General features: G+C 37.1%; 20 protein-coding genes. 8 read left to right on the forward strand and 12 right to left on the reverse strand.

The annotated features are described in order from the left end of the window. Nucleotides 1-319 precede the first annotated feature (319 nt). Together ACLRVU_RS08355 and ACLRVU_RS08360 are read right to left on the reverse strand one after the other, a co-directional pair. Nucleotides 320-397 carry a YjcZ family sporulation protein gene (locus ACLRVU_RS08355; RefSeq protein ID WP_074434793.1) on the reverse strand — a complete coding sequence of 26 codons (78 nt, stop codon included), beginning with the start codon at nucleotides 395-397 and terminating at the stop codon, nucleotides 320-322. A 14-nt stretch (nucleotides 398-411) separates the two neighbouring features. Then, a complete protein-coding gene (locus ACLRVU_RS08360; RefSeq protein ID WP_074434788.1) occupies nucleotides 412-504 on the reverse strand; it encodes a YjcZ family sporulation protein in 93 nt (30 codons plus the stop codon). A gap of 127 nt (nucleotides 505-631) precedes the next feature. On the opposite strand from ACLRVU_RS08360, the gene ACLRVU_RS08365 reads away from it, so the two are divergent. Genes ACLRVU_RS08365 through ACLRVU_RS08375 form a run of 3 tightly spaced genes read left to right on the forward strand, consistent with a single transcriptional unit; the run spans nucleotide 632 to nucleotide 2,927 of the window. Then, nucleotides 632-1,588, forward strand: coding sequence for a peptidylprolyl isomerase (locus tag ACLRVU_RS08365; protein WP_412891514.1), 957 nt, complete (start codon nucleotides 632-634; stop codon nucleotides 1,586-1,588). Between the two features lie 4 nt (nucleotides 1,589-1,592). Continuing rightward, entirely contained in the window at nucleotides 1,593-2,471 is an 879-nt protein-coding gene (locus ACLRVU_RS08370) for a hypothetical protein (protein WP_412891515.1), read from the forward strand. 51 nt (nucleotides 2,472-2,522) lie between these two features. Continuing rightward, nucleotides 2,523-2,927 carry an HIT family protein gene (locus ACLRVU_RS08375; protein ID WP_412891516.1) on the forward strand — a complete coding sequence of 135 codons (405 nt, stop codon included), beginning with the start codon at nucleotides 2,523-2,525 and terminating at the stop codon, nucleotides 2,925-2,927. A 10-nt stretch (nucleotides 2,928-2,937) separates the two neighbouring features. Here ACLRVU_RS08375 and ACLRVU_RS08380 read toward each other — a convergent pair whose 3' ends face one another. From ACLRVU_RS08380 to ACLRVU_RS08395, 4 genes are read right to left on the reverse strand one after another with little or no spacing between them, the layout of a single operon-like run. Then, entirely contained in the window at nucleotides 2,938-3,894 is a 957-nt protein-coding gene (locus tag ACLRVU_RS08380) for an HD domain-containing protein (RefSeq protein WP_412891517.1), read from the reverse strand. After that, complete coding sequence (locus tag ACLRVU_RS08385) at nucleotides 3,887-5,863, reverse strand: glycosyltransferase (protein ID WP_412891518.1); 1,977 nt, start codon at nucleotides 5,861-5,863, stop codon at nucleotides 3,887-3,889. Before ACLRVU_RS08385 ends, ACLRVU_RS08380 begins: the two co-directional genes overlap by 8 nt. Nucleotides 5,864-5,868: 5 nt before the next feature. Then, on the reverse strand, nucleotides 5,869-6,894 hold the full coding sequence (locus ACLRVU_RS08390; protein WP_147552073.1) for a lysylphosphatidylglycerol synthase transmembrane domain-containing protein: 1,026 nt from the start codon (nucleotides 6,892-6,894) through the stop codon (nucleotides 5,869-5,871). A 4-nt stretch (nucleotides 6,895-6,898) separates the two neighbouring features. After that, complete coding sequence (locus ACLRVU_RS08395; RefSeq protein WP_412891519.1) at nucleotides 6,899-7,903, reverse strand: glycosyltransferase family 4 protein; 1,005 nt, start codon at nucleotides 7,901-7,903, stop codon at nucleotides 6,899-6,901. A 218-nt stretch (nucleotides 7,904-8,121) separates the two neighbouring features. On the opposite strand from ACLRVU_RS08395, the gene ACLRVU_RS08400 reads away from it, so the two are divergent. Together ACLRVU_RS08400 and feoB are read left to right on the forward strand one after the other, a co-directional pair. Next, on the forward strand, nucleotides 8,122-8,394 hold the full coding sequence (locus tag ACLRVU_RS08400; RefSeq protein WP_147552068.1) for a FeoA family protein: 273 nt from the start codon (nucleotides 8,122-8,124) through the stop codon (nucleotides 8,392-8,394). Further along, nucleotides 8,354-10,396 carry a ferrous iron transport protein B gene (gene feoB, locus ACLRVU_RS08405; protein WP_412891520.1) on the forward strand — a complete coding sequence of 681 codons (2,043 nt, stop codon included), beginning with the start codon at nucleotides 8,354-8,356 and terminating at the stop codon, nucleotides 10,394-10,396. Before ACLRVU_RS08400 ends, feoB begins: the two co-directional genes overlap by 41 nt. A 104-nt stretch (nucleotides 10,397-10,500) precedes the next feature. On the opposite strand, the gene tnpA is transcribed toward feoB, so the two are convergent. The 3 genes from tnpA to nifJ all read right to left on the reverse strand — a co-directional run bounded on the left by tnpA (nucleotide 10,501) and on the right by nifJ (nucleotide 18,257). Further along, nucleotides 10,501-10,998 carry an IS200/IS605 family transposase gene (gene tnpA / locus ACLRVU_RS08410; RefSeq protein WP_412891521.1) on the reverse strand — a complete coding sequence of 166 codons (498 nt, stop codon included), beginning with the start codon at nucleotides 10,996-10,998 and terminating at the stop codon, nucleotides 10,501-10,503. A gap of 140 nt (nucleotides 10,999-11,138) precedes the next feature. Beyond that, complete coding sequence (locus tag ACLRVU_RS08415) at nucleotides 11,139-14,276, reverse strand: hypothetical protein (protein ID WP_412891522.1); 3,138 nt, start codon at nucleotides 14,274-14,276, stop codon at nucleotides 11,139-11,141. A 468-nt stretch (nucleotides 14,277-14,744) separates the two neighbouring features. Continuing rightward, nucleotides 14,745-18,257 (reverse strand): pyruvate:ferredoxin (flavodoxin) oxidoreductase, encoded by a 3,513-nt coding sequence (gene nifJ / locus ACLRVU_RS08420; protein WP_412891523.1) that lies wholly within the window; start codon nucleotides 18,255-18,257, stop codon nucleotides 14,745-14,747. 324 nt (nucleotides 18,258-18,581) lie between these two features. Here nifJ and ACLRVU_RS08425 point away from each other — a divergent pair, with 324 nt between their 5' ends. Beyond that, nucleotides 18,582-19,094, forward strand: coding sequence for a phosphatase PAP2 family protein (locus ACLRVU_RS08425; protein WP_412891524.1), 513 nt, complete (start codon nucleotides 18,582-18,584; stop codon nucleotides 19,092-19,094). Nucleotides 19,095-19,177: 83 nt separating this feature from the next. On the opposite strand, the gene ACLRVU_RS08430 is transcribed toward ACLRVU_RS08425, so the two are convergent. Further along, nucleotides 19,178-20,047 carry an NAD(P)-dependent oxidoreductase gene (locus tag ACLRVU_RS08430; RefSeq protein WP_412891525.1) on the reverse strand — a complete coding sequence of 290 codons (870 nt, stop codon included), beginning with the start codon at nucleotides 20,045-20,047 and terminating at the stop codon, nucleotides 19,178-19,180. Between the two features lie 138 nt (nucleotides 20,048-20,185). On the opposite strand from ACLRVU_RS08430, the gene ACLRVU_RS08435 reads away from it, so the two are divergent. Together ACLRVU_RS08435 and ACLRVU_RS08440 are read left to right on the forward strand one after the other, a co-directional pair. Next, a complete protein-coding gene (locus ACLRVU_RS08435; RefSeq protein ID WP_412891526.1) occupies nucleotides 20,186-20,659 on the forward strand; it encodes a hypothetical protein in 474 nt (157 codons plus the stop codon). A 50-nt stretch (nucleotides 20,660-20,709) separates the two neighbouring features. Beyond that, nucleotides 20,710-21,204 (forward strand): deoxyuridine 5'-triphosphate nucleotidohydrolase, encoded by a 495-nt coding sequence (locus tag ACLRVU_RS08440; RefSeq protein WP_412891527.1) that lies wholly within the window; start codon nucleotides 20,710-20,712, stop codon nucleotides 21,202-21,204. A gap of 56 nt (nucleotides 21,205-21,260) precedes the next feature. Here ACLRVU_RS08440 and ACLRVU_RS08445 read toward each other — a convergent pair whose 3' ends face one another. Both ACLRVU_RS08445 and ACLRVU_RS08450 read right to left on the reverse strand, forming a co-directional pair. Further along, on the reverse strand, nucleotides 21,261-22,121 hold the full coding sequence (locus ACLRVU_RS08445; protein WP_412891528.1) for an EamA family transporter: 861 nt from the start codon (nucleotides 22,119-22,121) through the stop codon (nucleotides 21,261-21,263). A gap of 48 nt (nucleotides 22,122-22,169) precedes the next feature. After that, nucleotides 22,170-22,679, reverse strand: coding sequence for a flavin reductase family protein (locus ACLRVU_RS08450; protein WP_412891529.1), 510 nt, complete (start codon nucleotides 22,677-22,679; stop codon nucleotides 22,170-22,172). Nucleotides 22,680-22,695: the final 16 nt, after the last annotated feature.

Here is a 22,695-nt window from a genome sequence, read left to right on the forward strand (position 1 = left end):
CTGATGATCAGTTCTCTTTTCTGCTTTTAAAATAATATAGATACGATTTACAATTGACCACATACATTCTTTCTCACTCAAGATCATCTATATTCTTTCCTAGTCTTCATTGCGATGATGCAAATAATGAACACAAAGTCGCATCTGTGCTAACAGTTTATCTGATCTCATCATTCTCTCCTTACTGTTCTGTACTCATTATTATAAAAAACATTTAGAGAATATCAGGGTGCCAACAAATAAAAAACACCCCACAGCTTGATCGCTATGAGGTATTATTTATACTGATTTTTTCTTTTTTGTTTGCTTTTTCTTCCTATTAAAAGATACCACAGATGATAACTAATAGGATAAATAAGACTAAGATCAAGCAAAAAGAGTTTTCATGAGCTAACATATTTTCCCCTCCCTTCAAGTGTTACATACGCAGCCAATGATAATCAAAAGGATGAACAAAACAATGACCAAAACAAATGGATTTTTTCTTCCTCGACATTCTTCCATCAATCTCACCTCACACTCTTAGTATATATTATGGGAAAATGCATAATCCTCATGTGTTTTCGCCTATTTTATTGAAAAAAATATATAAAAAGTTTATAATAAGACTGTTAAATTTAAGGAGGATCATATGAAACGAAACAAAATAGCTGCGTTAGCGATCGCTTTCATGCTAGTATTGAGCGGGTGTTCAAGCACAACCGGCAAAACAGTTGATGGGAAATCAGCACTGGCTTCAGTAAACGGTGAATATATATTCGCTGATGATATTTATGATGGCATCATTTCTTCAGCCTCAGGAGCGCAAACGCTTTATCAGGTTATCTTGCAGGAAATTGTGAAAAAGGAATGTCCGGCTACAGAAGATATGAAAACAGAAGCCGATGTCATGATCAGTTCGATTAAGCAAAATTATTCCGGTAAGGAAGATACATTAAAAACACAACTTAAAAATATGGGATATAGTGATCTTGATGAATATAAAGATGCCTATATGACCTATCTTCAATATTCAGAATTTATGAATCAGTATATCGAATCTCATTTCGATGAAATCTTTGAAGATTATTATAATTTAACTTCTCCAAGAATTGTAAGCCATATCTTAGTAAAGATGACAGATCCTAACAATCCAACTGAAGAAGAAGCGGCAAAATTGAAAGAAGTTCAAGACTTGCTGGCTTTAGGAAAATCATTTGAAGAAACAGCAAAGGAATATTCAGATGATGGTTCTGCAGCAAACGGCGGAAGCTTAGGAGTATGTGATAATAAAACAAACTTTGTTGAAGCATTCAAAACAAAGATGCTGGAAATGAACGAAGGCGAAGTCAGCGAACCGGTAAAAAGTGAATATGGGTACCATATTATTAAGATTGACAGCACCGATAAAGAAACTATTAAAGAACAGCTGTCTGCAAGTGATTCTGCATTAAAAGACTGGTCATCTGATACATTCTATGATCAATACTTAGAGTATATTGTTTTCAATTCATATAATGTTCAATATGGAGATGAAACCATCGAAAAAGCAGTCACTGATTACGTAAAAAGTGCGTTAGAACAAAGAGAAACATCAAGACAGGGGTAATGATATGAAAAAAACAATGATAATTGCAGCAGTGGCGTTACTTCTTAGCGGGTGCACCTCTAATAAAACCACAATCACTTCAAAAGTGACAGGTGGCGATAACATTGCTGTTAAAACGGAAAACGGAATTGAACTCACAAAACAAAAAATTTATGAAAGCCTGCTTTCTACTTATGGTGCCAACAAAGTTGTAAATGAGGCATTACTGATAGCGGCAAATATTGAAGTCACAGATACAGAGGCGATCAATAATAAAGTAAATGAAACGATCAAATCTTATACTGATATGCTCGGCGGAGAAGATAAGCTGTTAGAATACGTTAAATCAAATGGTTTTGATTCAATAGACAGCTACAAAGCAGAAATGATCGAACCAAGTGTTAAACAAACATTGATGATACAAAAGTATATCGAAGAAAACTTTGATACTTTAGCTGAAAAATACGGTTATGCTTATATTCGTTATTTCAGTGTAGACAATGAATCCGATGCGATCAGCTATATCAGTAAAATTGATAACGGTGAAATGACTTTTGAAGATGCTGCCAACGAGGCAACTGGCAGTGTACCGGATAAAAAACTGACTTATACAAAAGCTTCGACAAGTACAGTGGACAGCAGCATTGCGAAAATGTCAACCTCTTTTACAACTGATGGAATGTATAGTGTACCGGTTGCTTTATCGGATGGAAAGTATGCCGTCATCAACGTTATGGATACCGACCGTCAGGCAAACAAAGATGCCATTGTCACAAGCTTATTAGCGATTACAGATGTGACTTCTGAAGCAGAAGCACATTATTTAAAAGCTTATCAATTTGAAGTTTTTGAAAAAGGATTAGCTGAAGACATCAAGGGAATTAATGAAAATTATCTTAAATAATTGGGCTGTTTCAGCCCTTTTTATGTTAGAATAAAACAGGAGGGATTACTTATGTCAGATTGTATTTTCTGTATGATTAAAGATCATCAAATCAACAGCACCGTTCTTTATGAAGATGATATTTGTATGGCGATTCTCGATCTTTCTCAAGCAACCAGAGGTCACGCTTTAGTGATCAGTAAAGTGCATTATGATTCCGTCTTAGAAGCAGACGATGAGGCTTTGGCACATATGATTGTAGCAGCCAAAAGATTAGCGAATCAGATCAAGAAAAACCTGAATGCCCAAGGGATAAATATCTTAACAAACGCTAAAGAAGCAGCCGGACAAACAGTCAGTCATCTGCATTTCCATATTATCCCCAGATATGATCAGCATGATGGATTTAATCCAAAATTCACCGATCATCAGGGACAATGGGATTTAGAAGACATTAAAAATGAAATACTAAAGTAAAATATCCGGATTACTGTTCCGGATCTTTTTCATATAGTTTTGGTTTATAAAAACTGCGGTTTTCCAAAGAGAACACACGTTTAGTGAAGCCTCCCGGTTCAACTCCTTCAAGAGCTTTATCCATCATATTCATACGGGCATCGATATTATCGATTAAATATAAGATCTCCGCTTCTTTCACTAAAGGCAGTACCGGTGATCCATATTCCATCTTTCCATGATGTGATAAGATCATATGTTTTAATAAAACAACCTCTTCTCCCTCAATCTGCTTTTCTTTTGCACAATGCTCGACTAAGGCCTGAGCAATCGAAATATGACCAAGCAGCTTACCTTCCATCGTATATTCCGGAACAATCGGTCCGCTTAATTCAAACACTTTGCCTAAATCATGCATAATCACTCCGGAAAACAGCAGGTCTTTGTTTAGTGTTTCATACTGCTGACATAATGTTTCGGCAATCTGAAGCATCGATAAAGTATGATATGCTAATCCCGATACATATTCATGATGGTTGCGGCTTGCTGCCGGAAAGATCACATAAAGATCCTGATGTTCACTAAACAATGCTGATACAATCGTATTCAGCTTTTTATTTTCAATCTTAGCAACATACTCTTCAATCCCTGTAAGCAGATCTTCTCTTTCCATCGGCGCTGCTTTTAAATATTTCACCTGTTCTTCTTCACTCGAATCCAAGATTTGAAGCTTATTGACCTTTAACTGCAGATCATCATTATATTTTATCGCATCACCAACGACATGAACAACTTTCCCCGCTGTTACAGTAGCAATCTGTTCCGGTGTTGCTGCCCATAATTTCGCATCCAGCAATCCTGTTGCATCTTGAAATGTTAAAGAAAGATAAGGGGCTTTATTCGTCTTTCCATTGACTACATGTGTGATAATGGCATCAAATTCGACTCCATTATCTCCTGCCTTTATTTCCTGGATTTTTTTACTCATCTTCATAACCGCTCTCTTTCATTACTTGTTTAATCAATTGATAGTCAAATCCTTTTCTCATTAAATAGATATAGATTTTATTATATAAAGGCTTGCCATCAAATTTCTGACTATAACGCTTAAATGCTTTATCAAATTCTTTTAATATCAATTCTTCTTCTAGTTCCTCATCAGCATAGAAATCAAATGTCGTCATTACCTTATTGATAACAGCTGACGAGAACCCTTTCAGGTACAACTTATCTGCAATCGCATCGATCATCGCTGTACGTGACTTGCGTGAATTAGCGGCATAGGCCTTTTCAACGATTTCCAAAGCTGTTTCATATTCCTGCTCTTCACCATAGGCTTCTCGATTCCTTTCGATTACCTCATCTTCAATTCCCTTCATTCTCAAATTACTGATTGCCTTGTTGATCCCCAAGCCAAGCTTTGAGGCTCTCTGCAAATAATCAATCGTGTACTCTTCATCATTGATCAGATTCTTATCCATCAAAAGATTCACTGTCATATCAATCTGAATATCATCATAAAGTTCCAAACGATTCAATTTTTCGACAATTTGTTTTTTAGTATAGTCTTTAACTGTCAAAAAACGTAATGCTCTTTGATAAGCTTCCGCCACCTTCTCATGATCATTTAAAGCGTCAAATTCATCACGCTCAACGGTTTTTCCTTTATATAAGCCATATTTATTAATAATGCTTTCTGGAAGTTCAAAAGTAATTTCATTTTCATCTGATTTTAAAACACATTCATAACGATTGTTTTTTAAAGGAAATAAATTCTGTACTTTGTAGCTATAGTGTTTATGTTCAATCGCTAACTGATAAACACCATAGACCTTTTCATAAAATACATCATCACTGTATTGCTGTGCATCTAAATAAGCTTGATGACGAATATCTGCCGTATCCATCATTTGCACCATCTTAATTTTTTCCGCTAAATCTTTCGCATCGGTAAAATAGAAACCGTTCTTTCCATCTACAATCACACTTTCTAAATTCTTATCATGACGTGCCAACACCACTAAACCGGATGCCTGCGCTTCTATGAAAGTCAAGCCCTGTGTCTCTGTAATTGATGCTGATACAAACAGATCAGAAGCATGATAGTAGTTAGGCACCTGATCGCTTGTCACCGGTCCGGTAAAAATCACTACATCGTCAATTTTTAAACGACGTGCTTCTTCCTTCAGATCATCTAATGATGGTCCTTTTCCGACAATCATCATTTTAAAATGTACTCCATCCTGCTTTAATAATGCTCCGGCTTCAAGAATGAGTTCTACGCTTTTTTCAGGAGCTAAGCGCCCTAAAAAGGTCACAACAAATTCATCCTTAATCTGATACTGTTCACGAATTGCCGCTACTTTTTCCTGATCGATATTTTTTTCATCAAACGCATCCAAGATCAATCCAGTCGGAATGATATGAGCATCTTTTTCTAAGCCATAGCTGATCAGCGCTTCTTTTGTTTTTTCCGAAGGAACGATCAGTTCTGTACAATTATCGCCATAAATACGGCTGATATTTTCAATTGACTTTTTCACAATCGTATTCAGCGGTGTCAGTCCTCCGGCAACATAATGCGTATAGTCCTCATACATCGTATGGTACGTATAAACCACTGGCAGGTTTAGGATTTGCGCAGCAATCTTTCCAAATATGCCAATACCAAACTCTGTCTGAATATGAATAACGTCCAATCCTTGATTCGTAATTTCTTTCATTCCCTTGAAAGAAAAGATATTTGAAATGCGGTAGCCATATATTTTCTTCATTTCAATCCCCGGCAGTCGCAGTACATTCTCTTCATCTTTATAGTCACTGTCATCTGGAAGTTCAGAAGTCACAATCAATACTTCATGCCCATGCTTTTCCAACGCATGACGTAAGATGTGAGAAGATGTCGCAACTCCATTGATATCCGGTAAATATGTATCTGTAAAAATTCCAATCTTCATAATTTCTATTCCTTTCGATTGATTTGCGGATCTAAAGCAAAGACTAATGCCCCTAGAATCAGCATTAAGTAATACGTTACAAAACGCCAAACGATCATACTGCTTTTAGCTCCAACGCCTCCTAGTAAAAATCCGAACATAATAACGAATGTTCCTTCACTTCCTCCGGAAGCTCCCGGAATAGGGATAAAAGAAGTGATCATATAAATAAATGCCGTAATTCCGATAAACTCACTGACATGCAGCTGAGCAATATCTAAACTTAGTGCTTTGGCACAAAAGTAAGGCACGATATACAACACAGTTAATTTTAAAACATTGATGATCGATACGGTAATTAATATATTTTTATTTTTCTGCAGAACTTTCAGTTCATTGCGAAAGTCTTCCAAATGGCGTTCCACTTTCATCGCTGTTGTTTCATAATCTTTTACGATTTTTACTTTTGCTCCAATGCGTAAGACGACATTGACAAAGAAACTTTGTAAGGTACGAGATTTTGCTCCGACAAACAACCCTACAATAACCACAAAATTAATCGCAAATCCAATCAGTGCCAAAGAGAAAAACTCTGAAAAATTCTTACTGTAGTAAGAATATTTAAACAGTACAATGACCAGTGTATAAAGCACTACTATTGATTGATAGACTATAAAGTTCATCAAAAGAATACTAGCCGAATACGATGGCTGAATCCCCTGTTTGTTGAAAACATACACCTGAGCAAATTGTCCTCCGCTTTGAAATGGTGTAATCCCATTAAAAAATGTTGCACAAAAAGAATTGACAATGCCTTGTCTAAAAGAATACGCCTTATTATAAAGTTTCCCAAATATCGATAAGGCATACCCCTCTAATAAATTGTAGACCACCATAAAAATAAAGGCTACGATAATCCAATTTACTTTTGCGTTTCTAATGGTATCCATAATAAGATGAAATTCACCCTTTAAAGAAAAATAAAGCGCCACAAAAGCAAATAAGAATATCCAGACAAAGTTCATGACATATTTTTTTATTATCGCTTTCATAAGGTTACCTCTTCAGTACACTCTCGTATACCTTTCTCAAATCTTCCCCAATATACTGCAAGCTTCTCTTACGTGCCACTTCATACCCCGCTTCTTTTAATTCCGGTACTTCTTTGTTGATAATCTGTCTGATCAATGTAATAAATTGTTCATTATTTTTTCCCATATAACAATTTTCTTTATCGACTAGCCAGCCGTCAAAAACCGGAATATCACGAACAAGCACATTCGTCTCACTCGCTAAAGCCTCCAATACAACGATCCCTTCTGTTTCTTCTCGGCTTGGGAAAAAGAACACATCCGCATTAGAATAAGCTCCTTTGATGACATCCCCGCTGATATAACCCGGAAGAATGACATTTTTAGGCGGATTCATCATCAGCTTTCGAATGTTGTTGGTAGGCGCCGACATAAGTTTATCACCAAACCAAATAAATGTGTATTCCGGCAACTGTTCTGCTACTTCACAAAAAGTATCAAACCCTTTTCTTTCAAAAAACCACCCGACACAGATTATCACTTTCTGTTGTGGGGCAAGCTGAAAATATTCTCTGAATACTTTTTCTTTCGCAGCATCCTTTTTAAAGTTGTTTAAATTGATCCCGTTAGAAATTGGATAAATCTCTCTTTGAATATGGTAACTTTCCAATACCCTTTTTGAATATGGTGTCGGAGTTACAATGACATCACCAAAGTTATACATATGAATCAGCCATTTTTTATATAGAGGGGCAAGCAGATTACTAAACATAAATGAGTTTTTAAAATCTTCTTCTGTGGAATGCGCATGAAACACGATTTTCTTTTTTAAGCGCTTCGCTTTTCTTGCCTGTCGCCAGCTGTTATACCAAACGGTATTGATATGCAGGATATCATAATCTTTTGAGGAGCTGTCTTTTGTATATTCAATATTATTTAAACGCAATGCTTCTTCCTGATGCTTCATTGCTCTTCCGATTCCTGACTTGGCAATGGCATTTTCATTTTCAAAGTATAACTTTATTTTCATTTTATCACCTATCTGTATTATACTACATTTCCCATTAAAACAAAATACAGCTTATAAAGATTTCACTTTGCTGTCTATGGTCATAATGATACTATAATTTCTCCCCTTTTACAAACACTATTCTAGTTGTTTACTGATACTTTTTAGGCTGATTGGATAACCATTTTATAAGATAAGTCATAGAATAGAATGGCAAAGAGAAGAAGGAGTCATAAAATATGATAAAAATGAATACGTTAGAAGAAGGACAGATTGGTTATGTAAAAAACATTAATACGAGTGGCAGCATGCGTCGACGTTTACAAGACATCGGCCTAATCATCGGCACTAAAATAGAATGTATTTTGAAAAGTCCTGCGGGCGATCCTATCGCTTATGATATCCGTGGTGCTGTTATCGCATTGCGCAATGAGGATGCTCAAAAAATTATAATAAATGAGGTCGATAGATTTGAAAGAAATACCGATACTTGCTTTAGCCGGGAATCCTAATGTAGGCAAAAGCACAATCTTTAATGCTTTAACCGGATTAAACCAGCATACCGGCAACTGGACTGGCAAGACAGTCGCTAAAGCAGAAGGGAGTTTCTCGATCCATGATCAATCCTATACGTTAGTGGATTTACCTGGAACCTACTCCCTTTTTGCACATTCTGCTGAAGAAGAAATTGCCCGTGACTTTATCTGTTACGAAAACAATAAAGCGACAATCGTCGTTTGTGATGCAACCTGTCTGGAAAGAAATCTAAACTTAGTCTTGCAGACAATAGAGATTACAGATCACGTCATCGTCTGTGTCAATTTAATGGATGAAGCTAAAAAGAAAAAGATTAAGATCAATCTAATTAAGCTGGAACAGCTTTTAGGGGTTCCGGTTGTGGGTGCGGCTGCTCGTGATCCCCATACGATTGATCATCTCTTAAGCACCATAGAAACGATTGACGATTATCCTTTTTCACCGTTATCTATTGTGTATGATGAAAACATTGAACAGCATCTTTTAACACTGCAGGCACTTCTGCCTTCTGATACTCTTCCATCTTCTCGCTATCAAGCATTGCGCTTATTAGACAGTCCGTCTAACGAACGTCTCAATGCATACATCAAAACCCTCGATAACTGCGACGTTATTTTTGAGGCACAAAAGAAGATTCGAGATTCACTAAAGACGGAAGCTTTAGAAGACCAAATTATTCATACTATCGTTAAAAAGGCAGAAACGATTGCCAGTCAGGTCGTCACCGCCTCTCAGGAGCCCCATAAAGAACGAAAGATTGATAAATGGCTGACCAATCGAGTAACAGGCATTCCTATTATGCTTTTGCTCCTTTGCGTCATTTTCTGGATTACTATTTCCTTAGCTAATTATCCATCCCAGCTTTTATCAAATACACTGTTTGCCTTGGAAGATCAGCTCGCTCTTTTTATGAACAGTCTGCATATTCCCACCATATTAATTGACATGCTCATTCATGGCATGTATCGTGTATTGGCTTGGGTTGTAGCCGTCATGCTTCCGCCAATGGCAATCTTTTTTCCGATGTTTACTTTATTAGAAGATCTTGGCTATCTGCCTAGAATTGCCTTTAACCTAGATCATTATTTCAAAAAGGCTAAAACCTGTGGGAAACAAGCCTTGACCATGTGCATGGGATTGGGCTGCAATGCTGCCGGTGTCACCGGATGCCGCATCATTGATTCTCCCAGAGAACAGCTGATTGCGATTATTACCAATAATTTTATTCCCTGCAATGGCCGCTTTCCTACCCTGATTGCTTTGATCTCGATGTTTTTTATCGGCAGTCAAAGTGGATTTATGGGAACGATCTATGCTGCCTTATTGCTGACAGGTGTCATTTTGCTAGGGGTTCTTTTAACGTTTGTTTCTTCCCGTCTGCTTTCTTCTACTTTATTAAAAGGCGTGCCTTCATCTTTTATTCTTGAACTGCCGCCTTACCGCAAACCACAGATTGGAAAGGTGATTGTTCGTTCCCTGTTAGACCGTACCCTCTTTGTTTTAGCACGTGCCATCGCTGTCGCAGCTCCTGCCGGACTCATCATTTGGCTATTAGCCAATATTCAGGTAAATGGGTTAAGCGTATTGATGCACTGTGCTCATTTTCTTGATCCCTTAGGACATTTAATCGGGTTAGATGGAGTAATCTTATTTGCTTTTATTCTTGGTTTCCCAGCCAATGAAATTGTTGTTCCCATCATTATCATGACCTATATGTCTACCAGCAGTCTGATCGAACTAAGCAATCCTCAATTATACACACTTCTTTTAAATAATGGCTGGACATGGGTAACCGCCTTATGTACGATTGTGTTTTGTTTACTGCATTGGCCATGTTCAACAACATGCTTAACCATTAAGAAGGAAACTCAAAGCCTAAAGTGGACAATTTGTTCTTTTTTACTGCCAACTGCTTTTGGTTTTGTCATCTGTTTTGTGATTGCGACAACAGCTCGTTTATTCCATCTTATTCCATAATCATAACCACGCCTAAAAGACGTGGTATGCTCGCGCCCTATAAGGGCATTCTGTTGCGCTATATTTCATATATTGAAGCCTGACAGCCGCAACGCCTTTACTGGCTAGCCCTTAAAGGGCTTTTCTTTTTTGCCCCTTTTTACCGGCTCACCCGTAAACGGGTCTATAAATTCTTTCATACTCATTTGATCATATACTTTATCTTCCTGCAATTGTGTTTGGATATATTCTCTTATTACTTTCTCGTTCTTTCCTACTGTATCACAGAAATAGCCTTTCGCCCAAAAATGTCGACTTCCATACTTATACTTTAAATTTGCATGTCGATCAAATATCATTAATGTTGATTTGCTTTTTAAATATCCCATAAAATCCGATACTGCATATTTCGGTGGTATTTCTAAAAGCATATGTATATGATCTGGACATGCTTCTCCCTCTATTAATTTAACATCGGGTTTCCTATTGATTAAGAGTGTCAATATTTGTACAATATCTCTCTTCAATTTATTATATATAATTATCCTTCTATATTTTGGTACTATAACAATGTGATATTTACATCTATATGATGTATGTGATAAACTGTTTGTGTCTTTCATTAGACTCCCTCCTCTGTATTTTAATATTTAGCTGCCAGGCCAAATACTATTATATCATTGGAGGTTTTTTCACAACGCTAAAGCTAAAATCTTACCACGCGCATAGCACGTGGTATTTACTTCGTTAATGAAAAGAACCGTTATTTCACGGTTCTTATTTTCTTTTCCCTGATTAAAATGAGTCCTAGTAAACTACATGTCAGCCATGCTGCTAATGATAATAATGGAGTTGGATCCGCAGTATTCACCTGTTCATCTGATTTTTCTATAGGATCTTGTGATACTGACTGATCCGCATTTTGCTCAGGTACTTTTTCCGGAGGAAGCGACTCACTTGGTTCATTTTCGTTTGGTTTTTCCTCTTCCGGTTTATTTCCTGTATCTGGTTGCTGTGAAACGGTGACATAAACATTCGCTTCAACTTGTTCATAAATAGTTGTATTTTTAGGAATGAACAGCATTTTAAAATATCCCGAAGCGGTTGGAACAAAGTTAGGATCAGCAAAGACAAAATAGCCGTCCCCAACATTCCCTGACAACTGTCCCTGTGCCAATGTTTTTCCCCATTCCAGCTCTATTGAAGTCGGAAAAGTTACTGTTGGTATTAATGGATTGACTAAAACTTCTATATTGAGATCGTTTTGAACATTGTAAAGTGTATAAAGATCTCTTTTTTCACCCTCTCCTTGATAAACTGTACCATTCACTTTGACTGTAAGATTATCTTGAATATAGCCATTTTTCGGAGTGACTTTAAATTGGCAGTGATTTCCTTCAATAATCAGTCCCTCTATGTCCGATTCCTCGATAATGAAGATATGATAATCATTCCCTTGCTTATACGTCAGATGATGATATGTCTGACTAGGAAAATCATCAGATAAAGATGGGGTTAAATACCCAAATTGCGGAAAATAAAATTTATTGCTGTCTTCACCTTGATAGATGGACCAAATAGAAGGATCAGAGAAGGTCATATGATTCAAGGCATCTCCACCAGCCATCTGTCTTGTACGCAATCCTTTGACAAAAGGCTGATCCTCTACAGGAGTGATGGTATTCATATCTGAATATAATGCACCAACTGCTGTCTGCGGTTCTTTTTGAATTAAATCTTGATTATAATAGCAGTATTCTTCTTTCGATGTATAGGCAGTACCACTGCCATCATCAGCTCCTAAAAATTGATACGTTGTATTTCCGACAATACCGCCAACCTGTCCATTTCCCAACGCATTTTCCATTTCAAAACGTCCGCTTACATAACAATCTCTGATTTCTGATAAATTGATCCCTGCGATTCCGCCCGCTCTGATATCCTCTTTTAATCCATCACTCACCAAAGTTCCAATATGATAACAGCTTTGAATCGTTCCGTAGTTCCAAGCGGCAATACCTCCAAATGTCATATTTCCATTAACGATTCCCGTATTATAGCTTTGTATGATGGTTCCTCGGTTAGATCCTACTAATCCGCCATTGTTGCTTCTTCCAATAATCCGTCCGCTGTTATCTGATTTTTCAATCCGTGCTGTCTCCATTGTAGATCCACTGATACCACCGAATATCTGTTCACTGCCACTGATCTGTCCTTCGTTATGACATTGGCTCACCATTCCGCTTTGAGCCCCAACGATACCGCCAAGTGTCTTTTTTCCATCAACATTTCCTAGATTTTTACTATTGGTTAAAAACGCATTCTCGGACTGAGTTCCAACGATTCCGCCAATCGAACGTTCACCAGTAATATTTCCTTTGTTCGTACATTGATCTACCCGGCTGTTTTTGCCACTGACTCCGGCAATACCACCAACAAACAAGCTGCCACCGATCATTCCTTCGTTTTGACATTGAGTAATGGCTCCAAAAGAATAGCCAGAAATACCCCCGACCGATTGGTTGAATGCATCAACAGTCCCAAAATTGAAACAATTTTGAATCATGCCCTTAGAATACCCTACAATTCCTGCCACATAACTATCGCCAATAATTAAGCCACCATTTGTACAATCCGAAACCACCACATTATCCGAAGATGTCCCAACAATCCCTCCAACATAAGAATTACTTGAGTTTACTTCATTTTTATTGTGACAATTAGAAAGAGTGATAGCCCCTGTGGCATATCCCGCAATTCCCCCAACAGATTGATCCGTTCCAATAATAAGACCTGAGTTCACACAATTTTGAAGGGATCCTTTCGTATAGCCTGATACTCCGGCGACATATTTCTTTCCATCGATAGTATTCTCGTTTATACAGTCTGTGATAACCACATTTGTTAAGGAAGTTCCGGCTATTCCGCCGATATAAAAGCCATTTACCTTGATGTCATTTGCATTTGTACAATTAGAAATCGTAAGTCCTGATGTAGCATACCCTACAATCCCTCCTGCATAATTTCCCGTTCCGGATACAGTTCCATAATTATTGCAGTTTTTTAAAGAAGTTCCTGTGCTGTCTCCGATCACACCTCCGAAATAATTGGCCCCTCCTTCAATCGCTCCATAATTATCACAATTTAAAATCGTTGTATTTTCTTTTGTATATCCAGCAATCCCACCTAACATCTGTCCATTAGAGGTCACTGAGGCATAATTAATACAAGATTCAATCGTTCCCTCATTATACCCCACCACCCCTGCAGTAGTGGATTTTGCCGTAGTATTGACAAGGGATCCCTTGACCGTACAGTTTTTAACTGCCCCCCTGTTATATCCGACTAAAATGGCACGACTTACATTTCCTCCTGAAACTACCGTTCCATTGACTGTCAGATTACGAACTTCTCCCTCTTTATTTAACCAACCAATTAACCCTTGATATTCCACATATGGATTAGCATCATTAAGATATAAATTATGAATAGTATGTCCCTGACCGTCTAAAATTCCTTCAAATCCAATCATATTGCCCATCCCGACTGGTGTCCATACGTTTTGAGTCGGTAATTCATCCGAATTTAGATACAAATCCTGCTCTAACTTAACCACCTGTCTTTCACCGGTATTAATGGACAAAAAACTGTAAGCATTGGTATTGACCAACTGCATCAGCCCGGCAAACTGCGCCGCTGTATGTAAAGTGAATTCCGCTGAATAAACATTATACCAGCTGACATCCTTTGTAACACCGTCCCAATACGCATCATTGCTGGCAGCAGGACTGCTTTTTTCTTCTCCTACATTTACCGCCTGTACTGGATTTTGCTTTGGTAAGATAACGAGGCTTAACAATAACACCAATCCCATAAATACGAAAGTGATTTTCTTTTTCATTCCTTATATTCTCCCCTATTCTTTCTAGTATTTTAAGAAAAATAATAACATAATAACGATTATGTGGTATAATACGAGAAATTCATGAAGATTATTTACTTGTTTTTCTAATTCTCCGATATTTCCAAAGAAAAATATTGTTAAAATGCGGAATATATTGAAAATAAACGATAAAAACAGTATAATACAAATAAAGTTTCACAACATAATCGTTATTATGTTGTGTTTTTTCATACACAAAAGACCTGCCTTTATTCGATAGGTCTATCTATTTGGTATAACAGAATACTTACTATTCATTTCTAAAAATATATCACTCCTGATTAAATACACATCCGATTTTTCATCTGTTATTGCGCTCCTCTTAACTCAGTTTAACAGGGGCGCTTTTCTTTTTACTGTAATTTTTATAGTGTTAATAAAGCTTTAATAAGCAATAAACAAAAAAGAGACCTTTCGGTCTCTTGATTACATCATTCTGTCTAAACGTGCACGACGTTTTTTAGCGTCAGCTTCACATTTTTCCATTAATTGTTTTGCATGATCAGGATTTACTTTCATTAATTGAGAGAATCTGTTTTCAGATAGTAAGAAGTCTTGGAATCCAGTGAAATCAGGTTCTTTAGAATCGATTTGTAATGGGTTCTTTCCTTCATCTTCTAATCTTGGATCATATCTCAATAAGTTGAAGTATCCACATTCAACAGCACGTTTTTCTTGCTGCTGATGGTTAGCCAATCCGCCTTTGATACCATGTTCAGCACATGGAGAATAAGCGATGATTAATGATGGTCCATCATATGCTTCTGCTTCTTTGAATGCTTTGATTGTCTGCATTGGATTTGCTCCCATAGCCACTTGAGCTACATAAACATGTCCATATGCCATAGCAATTTGTGCTAAATCTTTCTTAGCTACTGCTTTACCGCCAGCTGTAAACTTCGCAATAGAACCTGCTTGAGATGATTTAGAAGACTGTCCACCTGTATTAGAATATACTTCAGTATCTAATACTAAGATGTTGACGTTTTGATCATTTGCTAATACATGGTCAACTCCACCGTATCCGATATCATAAGCCCATCCGTCTCCACCAACGATCCATTGTGATTTTGTAACGATATCTCCTTTATAATTTAAGAGATCTTTTACAGCTTCACATTTTGAAGCTTCGATCAAAGCGATCATATCATTGTATAATGCTTTTTCTTCTGCTTTATTTCCTTTAACTTCAATATATTTATTGAATACTTCTTTTAATTCCGGTTCAACTTCATCTTTAGTTGCTTCAATTACTTCTAAAATATGTTTTGTTTTGTAGTTGGCAGCTAATTTCATACCAAATCCAAATTCCGCATTATCTTCGAATAATGAGTTTGCCCAAGCTGGTCCTTGTCCGTTGTCGTCAATAACCATTGGTGTAGATGGTGTAGAACCTGCATAGATTGAACTACATCCTGTTGCATTAGCAATCAGCATGTCTGAACCGAATAACTGAGAAGCTAAACGATAATATGGAGTTTCCCCACATCCACCGCAAGCACCAGATACTTCGAAGTATGGTTTCATGAAACCAACACCCTTAACTGTTGTTGTTGGGTATTTATCTGCTTTATATGATACTTTATTGTACATGTAATCTGCTAATGGTGCATGTTTTAATTCTTCTTTAACACTTACCATTTCTAAGGCTTTCTTACCACCTTTACCTGGACATTCAGTCACACATAAACCACAGCCAACACAGCTGTCTGGTGAAACTTGAACACGGTAAACTAATCCATCAACACCTCTTCCGATTGGTTTTAATACATCGTTAGAAATATCTTCCGGAGCATTTGCCATTTCTTCATCATCTACTAAGAATGCACGGATTGTCGCATGCGGACATACCATCACACAGTTGTTACATTGGATACAGTTTTCTTTAATCCATGTTGGTACTTCTGTAGCGATAGCACGTTTTTCTTTTAATGCCATACCAGATTTCATGGATCCGTCTAATTTATCCATGAAGCTGGAAACTGGAAGATCATAACCATCTAATTCATTGATTACAGTAACGAAATCATCAAAATGATCATCTCCTGTACGAGTACGTGTAGTATTTACTGTTAAATCAGCCCAAGATGGATCAATCGCTACTTCTTCAATTGCATCTTTACCTTGATCGATGGCGATGTAATTTAATTTAACGATTTCTTCACCTTTTTTGCTGTATGATTTTTTAGCGGCTGCTTTCATTAAATCAATTGATTTTTCAATTGGTAAAATCTGCGGATTCAATGCGAAGAATGCTGATTGTAAAATGGTATTTGTTCTACGTCCCATACCGATTTCATGAGCAATCTTGTTAGCATTGATAATATAGAACTTAGCGTTCTTTTCTGCTAATTGTTTTTTGATTTTATTTGGCAGATAATCCACAACTTCTTCTTTAGAGAATTCAGTATTTAATAAGAATGTTCCACCTTTACGTAAAGATTTCAGCATATCATATTTTAATACATAGTTATCTACTGAACAAGAAACAAAATCCGCATTATCAATATAATAAGTCGCACGGATTGGAGAATGTCCGAATCTTAAATGAGAACGAGTTGCTCCACCGGCTTTTTTACTGTCATAAGCAAAATAAGCTTGAGAATAAAGATCTGTATTATCTCCGATGATCTTAATTGAGTTCTTATTTGCTGAAACAGTACCGTCAGATCCTAAACCATAGAATAAACAAGCTGTATAGTCTGATTCTACTTCAAAATTCGGATCTGTATCTAATGATAAATGAGTAATGTCATCTTTGATACCGATTGTAAATCCATTGAATGGATTTTCACTATCTAAATGTCTGTAAACAGCGTTGATATGTTTAGGGTTTGTATCTTTAGATCCCATACCGTAACGTCCGCCGATCACTTCGATATCTGTATCTTTTAATACAGAAACAACATCTAAGTATAATGGTTCTCCAGTTGCACCCATTTCTTTTGTTCTGTCTAATACGGCGACTTTTTTCACTGTCTTAGGTAAAACATTTAATAGATATTTAGCTGAGAATGGACGATATAAATGAACTTTTACTAACCCGACTTTTTCACCGCGTTTCATCATTTCATCTACTGTATCAATAATTGTTTCAGTAACAGATCCCATAGCAATAATAACTTTAGTTGCTTCTGGATCTCCGTAATAAGTAAACGGTGCATAATGTCTTCCTGTTACTTCTGAAATTTTATTCATGTAATCAACAACGATTTCAGTAACAGCGTCAAAATGTTCGTTTTGAGCTTCTCTTCCTTGGAAGTAGATATCGTCGTTTTCTGCCCCACCACGCTGAATTGGGTTCGTATGTGGATTCAAAGCATTTTCTCTAAATTTAGCTAAAGCTTCTTTGTCAATTAAATTTTCAAATACTTCGTAATCTAATACTTCGATTTTTTGGATTTCATGAGAAGTTCTGAATCCATCAAAGAAATGCATTACAGGTACAGAAGCTTTAATAGCTGTTAAGTGGGCAATCCCCCCTAAGTCCATAACTTCCTGCACTGAATGAGAACAGATCATTGGCATTCCTACTTGACGGCATGCATAGATATCTTGATGATCTCCAAAGATATTTAACGCACGTGTAGCTAATGCTCTTGCCGCTACGTGGAATACACCCGGTAATAATTCTCCAGTGACTTTATATAAGTTTGGAATCATCAGCAATAATCCTTGAGATGCAGTGAAAGTCGTTGCTAAAGCGCCTCCTTGCAAAGCCCCATGAACAGCTCCGGCTGCCCCTGCTTCTGATTGCATTTCAATAACATTCACTTGTGATCCAAAAATATTTTTCTTCCCTTGTGCTGACCATGCTTCCGCATGTTCTGCCATTGGTGAAGAAGGTGTAATTGGATAGATGGCTGCTACTTCTGAAAACGCATACGCAACATGAGCTGCAGCTTGGTTCCCATCCATTGACACATAATTTTTTGCCATTTTTTATAGTCCTCCTTATTGTTACTATATCTATTATACTCTTTAATAAAACAAATTTCTACCACCTAATAATATAAAAGTTGCACTTTTATAATTTTTTTATCATTCTAAAAAAATGTAAGATGGACCCTTAATAAAAATCTGATCTTTCAAACGTAGAAACATTTTGTCGCTACGTCTATCACTTTACCTTATTTTTTCACTTTTCTCAATGGATTTGCACCAACCAAATCAAGCAATTTTCCCCTTCTGATTCGTTTCTTATTATACTGGCAGCCCATCATAAAATATGATATAATGTGGACACTATTAGGGGGCCTAGAAATGATTAAAAAGATTCAGGCATTTGATTTATATCTCTTTCAAAAATTAAATCAGAAAACCTTTCCAAAATGGCTGGATCGCTTTATGATCTTTATGTCCTATATCGGAAACTGCGGTTATTTTTGGCTGTTTGTCACTGCTTATTTTTATTATGGGGCACCACCAAGGCAAGAAGGGATAAAGCTCTTTTTGGTTCTGATCTTTGCAACACTTTTAGGACAGGTAATGATTAAGCCGATCGTCAAAAGGAAACGTCCCTGCCATATACATAACATTCCCCTAAAAATTAAAATGCCAAAAGATTATTCATTCCCTTCGGGACACACGATGTCATCATTCGCCTGTGTCATCATTATTTTAAACTATAATCCATTTTTAGGCATTCTCAGCCTGCTTGTCGGTCTAGGCATCGCTGTCTCTCGAATCTATCTGAATGTCCATTATTTCAGTGATGTATTCTGCGGTGCTCTGCTGGGATTACTCGTTGGCTGGTGTCTGATTCTTTGGTTCTAAACGCATTTATTGCGTTTTTTTATTTTTATCTTCTGATCTATCTTACATTTTGAAGTGAGAAAAAACGATACTAAATCGTATCGTTAATGGTTCTCTTCATAATATTTAATCAATGCCTGAGTCCCTAAATCGCCTAACCCCTCATCCTGCAATGTCTGATACATTGAAAGGACGGCTTCCATAATCTGAAGATTAATGTGTGCTAAACCGGCTTCCTCTTTAGCAATCTTTAAATCCTTAATATAATGCTTGATGAAGAATCCGGGAGCGAAATCCTCTTTTTGAATACGTGGTGCCATATTGCTCATCTGCCAGCTGCCTGCCGCACCTGATGAAATGCAATCCAGCATATTTTGAATATTTAATCCGTTTGCCTCAGCATACGTCATGGCTTCACATACTCCCGCAATTGCTCCACCCAAGGCAATCTGATTCGCCATTTTAGTATGCTGTCCGTTCCCAGCTGTTCCAGTATAGTTCAATGTTGTTCCTAAAACCAATAGGATCGGCAGAACCTGCTGGTAAGTAGCTTCATCTCCTCCAACCATGATCGATAAGGTTCCCTTTTGTGCCCCTACATCACCGCCGGATACCGGTGCATCTAAAGCAGAGATTCCCTTTTCTTTAGCTGCTTTATAAATCTTTTGAGCCAAAGCCGGTGAAGAGGTAGTGAAATCGATAACGACTGCCCCGGTTTTTGCGTGAGCCAAGATACCGTTTTCAGCAAAATAAATCTCTTCTACATCTGACGGATAGCCTACCATGCTCATAATAATATCTTGATCTTTTACGCAGCCGGCAACATTATCATGCCATACGGCTCCTTCTTGGATGACATCTTCCACCTTACTTTTAGTCCGTGTATAAATCGATACCTCATACCCTTTTTTCATGAGGTTTCTTACCATGGATTTACCCATCACCCCAACACCAATAAACGCTATTTTTTCCATATTCCCATCTCCTTAATTGTTATCATACTTTATTTTCTCAGATTCGTCATCAGAATTCATTATTTTTTCAAAGTATAAGAGTTATAGATGTGCTTCATCAAAAAGTATGCTATAATGGATGCCATAGGTGGTGATGAAATGGGACTTAAAGAAGATATGCAAAAACGAAAAGAGCGTCGCGAAGCTATGCAGTATTTCCGCAGCAACAATGATGCCTTTCTTTCACCTGCACAGTATGCAATTGTCATTGTGAGCATTCTGGTAATTTCACTTGTCTGCGGGTTTATTCAGGCAGCAATCACATCAGGAACGACAGTTCGCTTTGGAATCGTTTATTTATTAAGTGCATTTTTGATTGCCAAGGTTGCTAAAAAGACGTCATCGTTTGTCAATCCGAAAGTACGAGTGATCTGCTATATCGGGTATGCACTGTCAATTATCGCAACCCCAATCTTTATTTTTGCGATTGCGGTTGGATTACAATACTTGCCCGCCCTTATAATAGAACCGCAAATGTGGGTCTATGCTTTAAATGCAATCCTGCGTCCTGATATATTTGGCTGGATTTTCTATATTTTAGGGGCTGCAGAATTAACCGCGTTATTAAAATAAACTCACTGCTGTGAGTTTTTTGTATGCTATAATGATGATTGGAGGTCACTATGAAAAGAATTGCACAATTTCACAAAGTTAGTTTTGAACAATTTAAAGAGGGCTGGGACTTAGGCGGAGATGTTGAAGAAATCTATCAGCAGATCAAATTGCCTAAGCGAGCTACAACCGGTTCAGCCGGATATGATTTTTTTATGCCGATTACCGTTGAATTAAAACCACAGGAAACGATTAAAATTCCTACCGGAATTCGTGTGGAGATGAAGGATGAATGGGTGTTAAAGCTTTATCCGCGCAGTGGTTTAGGCTTTAAATATCGCTTGCAGCTAAATAATACTGTCGGTATTATTGACAGCGACTATTTCTATTCCGATAATGAAGGGCATATTTTTTCTAAAATTACTAATGATACCAACGAAGATAAAACGGTTGTGTTAAAACAAGGTGAGGGCTTTATGCAGGGAATCTTCATTGAATACGGAATTACTATCGATGATGATGCTGCTTCATTGCGAAACGGCGGTTTTGGAAGCACCACCAAATAAAAAGTATAGACATTATTAAAAAGGCAGATCCGTCATAAAAGACTCAGATCTGCTTTTTATTTTATCAATAAAGTGAATGTCCCTATAACAATCAAAATCAAACCTAAGAAAGCTTTTTTAGAAAGTCTTTCTTTAAATACAAAGTAGGCAAAGCCGATGCTGACTAAAATACTGAGTTTATCGATTGGAATAACGATGCTGGCTTGACCGATCTGTAAAGCTTTATAGAAACAAAGCCAAGATAATCCTGTCGTTACTCCCGATAAGATCAGATACAGCCAGCTTCGGCAATCAATTTCTTTTATTTGACTTTGCTTATGCTGCATAAAAACAATAAGCCATGCCATCATCAGCACTACAATCGTACGAATTGCCGTTCCTAAATTAGACTCGACATTTTCTATTCCGACTTTCCCTAAAATAGAGGTCACACTGGCAAATACAGCCGATAATAAAGCGTAGCCAAGCCAAGCTTTGCTTTTTACAGTCTGTGAGGTTTCCTTTTTTTGAATCATCAAGGCAGTTCCTACTCCCATAAAAAGAATGCCTAATATCATTGGCAAAGTCAGTGGTTCTTTCAAAAAGATAAAGGCTAATATCATCGTTAAGATCGTGCTTGATTTATCGATGGGAACCACCTTATTAATATCCCCTAACTGCAAAGCTTTAAAGTAACAGATCCAAGAGGCACCGGTTGTTAATCCGGATAGGATTAAAAAGAATAAAGATGTCAAGGAAAGGGAAGGCAGTGTTGAAAAAGAACCTACAACAAATACCATCAGCCAGCTACATATTAAAACAATGATCGTTCTTAAAGCTGTCGCTAAAGAAGAATCTACCTTTTGCACCCCAACCTTAACTAAAATAGAAGTAATACCTGCAAAAAATGCAGAGAGTAAAGCAATGATTACCGACATCGCATATTCCGCCTCCCTTCTTCTAGTATGGCAATAAAAAAAGAGAAATTAATCTCTTTTTAAGACATCAATAATTTCCGCAATATAAAGATCATGGTAATCTTTTTGAGGATAGTTCTTCGCATCAATGTCTTTATCTAAAAATCCTTCCGGTAAGATCGGAGCTTGATACAGCTTTTTACAAATTAATACTAGCTTTGCCTCAGCAAAATAAGTGGTATCATCTATAAACTGCGGTGTTATTCCGGCTTTTTGAATCTTATCTTCATCTTTTCCAGAGACCCTTCCTAAATAACCTAATTGTTTTTTATAGTCTTCATCAAATACACAAAGGGAAAAGGTTTCCTCTTCATCAAGAAATTTCTTAGTATAACGCTGTGGTCGAATATAAATGGTCGCAACGGGCTTATTCCAATTAATTCCAAGTCCGCCCCATGAAGCGGTCATTGTGTTATAGCCTTTTTTTTCGTTTCCGGCTGTGACCAGCATCCATTCTTTACCAATCATGGTAAATGGGTTGCAAGTTAATTCTTCTACTGCTATCTTTTTAAAACTCATTTTATCACCTTCCATT

The organism is Beduini sp. (assembly GCF_047239305.1).
In the GTDB taxonomy this organism is placed as follows: domain Bacteria; phylum Bacillota_I; class Bacilli_A; order Erysipelotrichales; family Coprobacillaceae; genus Beduini.